This window comes from Paenarthrobacter sp. 10L420, from assembly GCF_056395385.1.
The window spans coordinates 243264-250969 of sequence record NZ_JBFTJK010000005.1 but is presented as its reverse complement, the minus strand read 5'-3'; the positions used below and the strand labels follow the sequence as shown (position 1 = coordinate 250969).

Annotated in this window: 4 protein-coding genes; 1 reads left to right on the top strand and 3 read right to left on the bottom strand. The window is 62.5% G+C overall.

Features of this window, described 5'->3' with window-relative positions; genetic code table 11:
- Nucleotides 1–90 precede the first annotated feature (90 nt).
- The 3 genes from AC1DD5_RS10860 to AC1DD5_RS10850 all read right to left on the bottom strand — a co-directional run bounded on the left by AC1DD5_RS10860 (nt 91) and on the right by AC1DD5_RS10850 (nt 3133).
- A complete protein-coding gene (locus tag AC1DD5_RS10860) occupies nt 91–1080 on the bottom strand; it encodes a LacI family DNA-binding transcriptional regulator (RefSeq protein ID WP_416416342.1) in 990 nt (329 codons plus the stop codon).
- An 875-nt stretch (nt 1081–1955) separates the two neighbouring features.
- Complete coding sequence (locus AC1DD5_RS10855; protein WP_477521442.1) at nt 1956–2516, bottom strand: DUF6036 family nucleotidyltransferase; 561 nt, start codon at nt 2514–2516, stop codon at nt 1956–1958.
- Entirely contained in the window at nt 2513–3133 is a 621-nt protein-coding gene (locus tag AC1DD5_RS10850) for a helix-turn-helix transcriptional regulator (RefSeq protein ID WP_477521441.1), read from the bottom strand. Before AC1DD5_RS10850 ends, AC1DD5_RS10855 begins: the two co-directional genes overlap by 4 nt.
- A gap of 1114 nt (nt 3134–4247) precedes the next feature.
- Between AC1DD5_RS10850 and AC1DD5_RS10845 the strand changes: the two genes are divergently transcribed.
- Nucleotides 4248–7592 (top strand): galactose oxidase-like domain-containing protein, encoded by a 3345-nt coding sequence (locus AC1DD5_RS10845; RefSeq protein ID WP_477521440.1) that lies wholly within the window; start codon nt 4248–4250, stop codon nt 7590–7592.
- The last annotated feature ends 114 nt before the right edge of the window (nt 7593–7706 follow it).

Genomic DNA, 7706 nt, shown 5'->3' with positions numbered 1-7706 from the left:
GCCAGGAAGTGAGTGCTCCTTCGGGAAGAGCAGCTTCGAAGGTGGAGCGGTGGGGCAGCAGGTTGGGGTCTGCGATGACGATTCTCATGGTTACTTTCCCTGGAGGGCTTGGTTTGCTGTGCGTGCGGCAAATGTTGAACCGCGGACGATGAGTTGGGAGCTGAGGTGGACAGCTTCGGTGGCGGTTGGCTTTCCAGCCATTTGCTCGAGAAGGAGTTCGAGGCCAAGGGCGCCGCTTCGGTCGATGGGGACTCGGACGGATGTCAGGCCTGGTTCGGCCGCAGCGGCAATGTCGAGGTCGTCGATGCCCACCACGCTGATGTCTTCGGGGCAGTGATAGCCCAGCGTGCGGGCTCCGGCCAGCATGCCAATGGCCACGAGGTCGTTGTAGGCGATGACGGCCGTGGCGCCGCTGGCGACGACAGAAGCCGCAGCCGCCAGTCCGCCGTCGACCGTGGCATTCTGGTTCCCGACCGTGACGAGATCAATGCTCCAATCGGAGCAGAACTGGGTGATCGCGGCCAGGCGCTGGCGGTTGGCCCACGATGACGCAGGGCCTGGGATGTAGGCGATTTTGCGATGACCCAAAGCGTAAAGGTGCTCCACTGTCTGTCGCAGCCCCTCACCGGCCTCCATCAGGACGCAGGCGGCATGCTCGGCTTCACCGTTGATGACGACAAGTGGTGCGTTGCCTGCCAGGGTGTGGATCTGGTCCGAGGGGAGGCGGGGCGAGCACAGGATGATGCCGTCAACGCCGGTGGCGAAACTCTCAAGATGTGCCCGCTCCCTGGAGGAGGATTCCGACGTGTCCGCCAGGACCATCCGGTGACGGCCATGCCAAGCCTGGTTCTGGATTGCCTTGATCAATGCAGCGAACACGGCGTTTGAGATGTCCGGAACGATGACGCCAAAAGTGCGGCTGCCGTTCACCCCGGGAATCTCGTAGCCCAGCTCATCCGCTGCCGCCATCACCTTCAGCCGGGTTTCTGCGGCCAGCCGCCCTGGATCCCCGAAGGCCCGCGAAGCCGTGGCTAGTGATACGCCTGCGAGCTTTGCGACGTCCGTGAGTTTTGCCGACATGAGTCCTCCAGGTGCTTCATTGAAACCTTGTCCCTCAAGTATGGAAAGAGTTGTACAAGGTTGTCAAGGGTTTTCCATGACCTGCACCACAGTCGTTGGAGCCGCTCGTGAAGTGCAGGCTGGGACCGTTAGTTTCGGAAGTTGCCCATGGAGGCGGCATCATTTCAGCGGGTTTCTTACACGAAGCGAGCGCCGCATTGCTGGACGCTCGCTTTACTCGAGTTACCTATACGAACTGTGATTGTCTTCCGGTTAGGGCATGTCGAGTTGGGTTTTGTAGGCGGTGTCTCTATTGGTGTTCCAGCCGGCGATGATTCCGGCTCCGAGCATTTGGTCGCTGAGCCTGGCGAAGCGGTAGCCGGGGTCGATGTCGAGGGCTAGCTACATGTGTTGGTGTGCTTGGGATCCTCGGCCTTGCCACCAGTTGATGTAGCCGATGGTGGTGAGGATGGGTGCCACGTGTTGGGGGCTGGTTCTCAATCGACGCAGGAGCGCCGAGCGAAGTTTCCGGATCGGTTCCGGCGCGGAGCGCCCTGGTTGCGCGGAGGTCCCGCCTGGCGATGATCGGATATCAGAATGACAAACAGCGATGTTGCTTCTGACCGTCCATGGACAGGTTAGGGAGCCACGGCAAGACGAAGCCGCCCAACTCTCCGCGGCGGCAGTTCGTGCTTTGCGGATCGTCTCAACCGTTGCGGAAGGGCGAACTGCTTTGGCGCCGACATATGCGCCGTTAGCGGCGGTCTAGTGTCCTGGGATCTTCAGGCTTTGGGGGATCGTTCGACTGTCCTGCGTGGGTGTCGCGCTGAGGTTCTAGTCGGCTGGCTTCCGTGTGTTTTTACGCCCCTTACGGACGAGCGTTCACGCGAACGATTTCAGGGCCCGCTTTCAGTTTCAAGTGCGGTGGCGGCGTCGAGTGCGTCGTCGACAACGATCAGGTAGTTCTCTCGCCCGGCGGCGAGGGGGATGGAGTCTTCGCCGTATTTGTTGTAGGCGAGGTCGACGGCGTCGTTGGCGTTCGTGATGTTCAGCCGGCGTAGGAGGCGGGCGATGTCGAGGGTGTCTTTGTCGCGTTCGGCAGCGATTTTCATGGCGAGGAGTGTTTCGGTGTCTGCTGCTTGGATGGTGAGTCCGTGAACTTGTTCGACTTGGACCCAGATGGCCTTGTCCGGGATGAAGGCCGTGGCCTTGGAGTTGAGCCAGTCGGGTGCGAGGTCGAATTCGGTTGCCATTTCAATGACGAGGGCATCGACGGCGGCTTTGTCGGCGTAGCTGGCGTCGATATCTGCAGTGGGGCGGTTGCCAATCCCTTGGAGGATAAGTGCGGCTCCGCCGACAAGTTTTATGTCGCCCTGGACGCCTCTGGCGTGGAGGCGTCGGCCGAGTTCCCGGAGGAGAGCCCGTATTTGCTGGGCGTTGAGTTCCCCGCCGCTCATGCGGTGGCCAGGCTGCGTTCGCGGATGTAGACGTTCATGGCCGCGAGCTCCTGTGGCGTTTCGGACATGGTGAGCTGCTTCATGGGTTCACGGATGTGCCGGTAGGACTCGGCGGGCATCCATGGCTCGTTGAGGGGCTTGATGCGTTTGGTCCAGGTTGGTGCAGGTTGGCCAAGGCGGTGTGCGGTGTACTTTGTGATACCGGCGAGAGCGGCGGACCAGTGGGGCTCCTTGAGCCGCGGACTGCGCTGGAGCAGGGGCTTGCCGGCTTTGAGGGAAGCAGTGGCATAGTCGGCAAGCATTTTGATGGCGAACTCGAAGTCCCGGTCCGCGAGAAGCCGCGAAAAGGTTTGGGCGTAGTCGCGCCGCGCTGGGTCGTAGTCCTTGCCGCGGGGCAGGGGGTCTGTGGCTTCCAATGACAAGCCGAGTGCCGCCAGAATGGCTAGGGATTTGCCGAGTTCGGCGCGGTCATGGCCGGCTTCGAGGTCCATGAGAAACTTCCTTGAGACCCCTGCCCTGTCAGCAAGGGTCTGCTGCGACAGTCCGAGGTCCTGGCGCCGGGCACGGATGATGGTGCCTACTGCGGCAGGGGTGTTGATGCTGGTTCCTGATGTCATACCGCCCTCCCTTGTCACTTCCAGTATGTCACCGAACGGTGACAACGCTGTATTCGTTGCTGGGCCCATTCTTGGCATGGGAGGAGTAGGTCATGTCTTTTTCTGATGGATGCGCGATGAATGGCGAGGATCACGGCCTCGTGCACCCGCCGGACTGCCCCGCATTCCGCATGTTTCCGCCACCTCCCAGTGTTTCCAAGGCCTGGAATCGCCTCCGAGTCCCACCTCGGGCACGGCAGACCCCCTGTACGGGGGGTGCTTTTAACAGCATTCAAAACCTGACGAGTGCTTTCATCTTATGAGCCCCGCCGGTCCCCAGCCGCTGGGTGCGGGCTCTTCAGCTTGGCGGGGTGCGGGGGTCAGGGTCCCGGCGTATGGGCCCTCCCCTTGTTGAGGTGTGGGATCCTTGGACTTGCTTTCTTCTGGGCGCGCCGGTGGAAAAGACTGACCAACTTTCATTGCTAGGACAGCTCACGGACAGTTATTCTTCGAGTGTGGAACTGACCGTGACGGCGGTGCGTGACGGAGATAAGGTTGCCTTCCCAAACGATTAGCGCTGCCCTCGCACATTGCCGTCTTCCAAGTAGTCGCTGCTCGCGAGGTAGCTCAGTTAGGTCTTTCCCACTCGCCGAGGCATCTGGCCCGGCGTTTCGGGCGGCATAATTGCCGCCGTCAGGGTTTCACCCGTGCCGCTTACCGAACGCATGGTCTCCGCCCGATGGGTGATGCGTTTCTCTGCAGAATCGTGAGGAGATCACCCTGTTAGTAAAAGTCCCTGATCAGGCGTCTGAAGCGGTCGACGACGCCTGCGGCACCTGACTGCACACGTCATTGGACGCCAGCGCTGTCCAGCGGAGGATCGTTTGACAGCGCAGTGGAACATCCTTGAGCGGTCGTGTTGAAGCATGGCTTCACGACGTCGGATGGCTGGTGCGGTTTTCGAAGTTCCCTGCGGGCATTCCCCATGCTGAGGGACCACCGGGACGCTAGTGAATCCCGTCCATATGTTGAAGCTCAGTGATAAGGCCACGTTCGTTCGGTCGAATCTGACGCCTTGGTTTTCCACGAACTGGGATCCTGGCCTGCCACGGCTAGTCGAATCAAAGGACCAACCATGCAACGCATCTTTTCGTCACGGCCCCTCGCGCTGCTTGCGGGCTTATCTCTTGCAGTCGCCGGGTCCATCGTGAGCCTGCTCCCGGCAGCGGCGCCCGCGGCAGCTGCGGTACCTTTGGCCACGGACCGGATTGTCAGCACGCACCAGAGCACCCCGTCGACACGAATCGTCTCGCCCGCCTTCACGACAAGTCAGACGAACGAACTCCTTATTGCGTTCGTCATGTCGGACGGGCCGCAAGCCCCAGGGGAGACTTTCTCCTCGGTCGTCGGTGGCGGCCTCTCGTGGCGGTTGCGCGAGCGGACCAATGCCCGACCGGGCACCGCGGAGATTTGGCAGGCAGTCGCGCCGACCGTACTGACGAACGTCACGGTTACGGCCACCAACTCGGGTTCGTACCAGTCGTCGATGACTGTTGTCACCTTCGTGGGCGCGGATTTGGTCACTGACGGCGCTGTTGGAACAGGAAACGCCGCTACGGGGGCGCCCAACGCTTCCCTGACCACATCGCGGGCAGGCTCATGGGTGTGGGGAGCGGGAAATGACTGGGACAAAGCCACTGCCCGTACAGTCGGCGCCGGGCAAACAAAGGTCGACGAGTACCTCTCAAGCCAAGGCGACACGTTCTGGGTCCAGCGCCAAAGCGCGATAACGACGGCGGCACCTCCTACCGTGGTGGCGATCAATGACACAGCACCCACAACGGACAGGTGGAACCTCTCCGTCATGGAAATTCTTCCAGCCTCGACGGCAACAGGTGACACCACCGCGCCGGTGATCTCCTCCGTATCTGCCGGCACGCCCAGTTCCAGCGGAACAACCATCACCTGGACCACCGACGAAGCGTCCAACTCCCAAGTGGAATACGGCACGACCACGGCATACGGCCAGAGCACACTTCAGAATTCCGCGCTGCAGACCACACACTCGCAGGCGCTGTCCGGGCTCTCGGCCAGCACCCTGTACCACTACAGGGTGAAATCCGCCGACGCGTCAGGCAATCTGGCCGTCTCGGGCGACGCGACGTTCACCACGGCGAGCGGGTCCAGCACGGACCCGTCAGTGATCGGCTCGTGGGGCCCTGTCGTGGGTTGGCCGGAGGTGTCCATCCACGCGGCGCTGACACCTGCCGGCAAGGTTCTCACATGGCAAGGCGACTTCTCCCAAGGCGGCCAGCAGTACCTGCTCGATCCGGCGACAGGCAACTACACCCAGGTACCGAGCGCCGCCGTCGATCTTTTCTGCGCAGGGCAGGCGGTCCTGTCCGATGGCCGAATTCTCGTCGTCGGCGGGACCTCGACAAAAGGTGGACTGGGCATCCGCGATGTGACGGCCTTCGACCCGGTCACGGAAACCTGGCAGACCCTGGCGCCTATGAACCATCCCCGGTGGTACCCGACGGCGACGACGTTGGCCGACGGGCGCGTGCTGGTGACCTCGGGTTCGAACGCCAGCTTGCCGGACCTCGTGACCATTCCGGAAGTCTATTCACCCACCACGAACTCGTGGACCGACCTGACGGGCGCGAACCGGAGTATCCCGTATTACCCCTTCATGTATCAGCTGCCTGACGGCCGCGTCCTCCAGGCAGGGGCGTCCGAACAAGCCACCTCGACCCTTGCCCTGAATGTGTCCACGCAGCAATGGACCACCGTGGACTCCCGTGTACTGGACGGCGGCTCGATCGCGAACTACGCGCCGGGCAAATTCATCAAGGCCGGATCCGCCTCGGACGGTGGATTCACGGGGCAATCCACCAATACCGCCTCCATCCTGGATATGAACGCGCCAAGCCCTGCGTGGCAAGCGACGGCCCTCATGGCGTTTCCCCGTAGCTTCGTGAACTTGACGAACCTGCCCGATGGCTCAGTCCTTGCCACCGGAGGCGGAACGGACAAATCGGGTCAGGATGTCACCAAAGCCGTGATGCAGGCCGAGGTCTGGCAACCGGCCGCGGGAACGTGGAACTCGATGGCGCCGATGTCGGTTCCTCGCCTCTACCACTCGGTGGCCGTTTTGCTCCCGGACGGTCGGGTCTTCATATCCGGCGGCGGCGGGGACGACGGGGTCACGGACCAGAGAAGTTACCAGATCTACTCCCCGCCGTACCTCTTCAAAGGCCCGCGGCCAACCATCTCCAGCGTACCGGGCAGCGTCCAGTACGGTTCGACCGCATTCATCGGAACACCGGACGCGAGCCGGATCCAATCGGTGTCCCTGATCAAGACAGGATCCGTGACCCATGCCTTCGATGAGAACGCGAGGGCCTTGAACCTGAACTTCTCGCAAACTTCCGGCGGTCTGAACGTCCAAATGCCTGACAACGGCAACTACGCCCCTCCAGGGTATTACCTGCTCTCGATCATTGACGGCAATGGTGTTCCGTCCACAGCCGGCATGGTCCGGTTGCCGGCACCGGGCCAGGACACCACCCCTCCAACGGCGCCGGCGGGCCTGGCTGCCTCTGCCTCTGCAGGGCAGATCGCCTTGACGTGGACGGCCAGTACAGACAACGTGGGTGTCACCTCATACCGGGTTTCGCGCGACGGAACCGTGATCGGGACTTCGCCGTCGACCAGCTACACCGACAGTTCGGTGGTCTCCGGGACGACGTACACCTACACAGTTGCCGCCCTCGACGCGGCAGGCAATGTCAGCCCGCCGTCGAACACGGCCACGGCGCAAGCCGTCGCAGCACCTCCCGGCGTCACGGTCGACAAGATCGTCGCGGTCCACCAAGGCACCAGCACGACGACGATCAGCGCCCCGGGTGTGACAACCACCGGCTCCAACGAACTCGTCCTTGCCTTCATCAGTTCGGACGGGCCAAGCTCCGCGAATTCAGCCCGGATAGCCAGCGTTGCCGGCGCAGGGCTGACCTGGACACTCCGGCAAAGAACCAACACGCAACCAGGCACCGCCGAGATCTGGCAAGCCGTCGCCCCCGGCCCCCTTTCGAATGCGACCGTCACCGCCACACAAGACTCGGGCAGTTGGCAAGCCGCCATGACCGTCGTCGCCTTCCGCGGGGCAGACACCACACCAGGAGCAGCACTGGGTGCGAACGCCTCCTCTGGCGCGCCAACGGCCACCCTCACCACCACCAGGGCCGGTTCCTGGGTCTGGGGCGTCGGCACGGACTGGTCCAACCCGATATCCCACGCGCCAGGGCCGAATCAGACCCTCGTTGACCAGTTCCTGGCGCCAGCGGGGGACACGTACTGGGTCCAACGACAGAACTCCACCTCACCGACGAACGGCACGCCTGTGACCATCAACGACACGTCCCCAACAACCGACCGGTGGAACCTCGCGATCATCGAAATTCTCGCCGCGCCCTAGACCTGGGCGCGACGACGCCATCCCGATTGAATTCGTGGGTGCCAAGGGTCTCCTGGCCCGCCGCCCGTTGGAAGGCATAGAGGACCCCGGAGGGAACATCGTGTACCTCGCCGA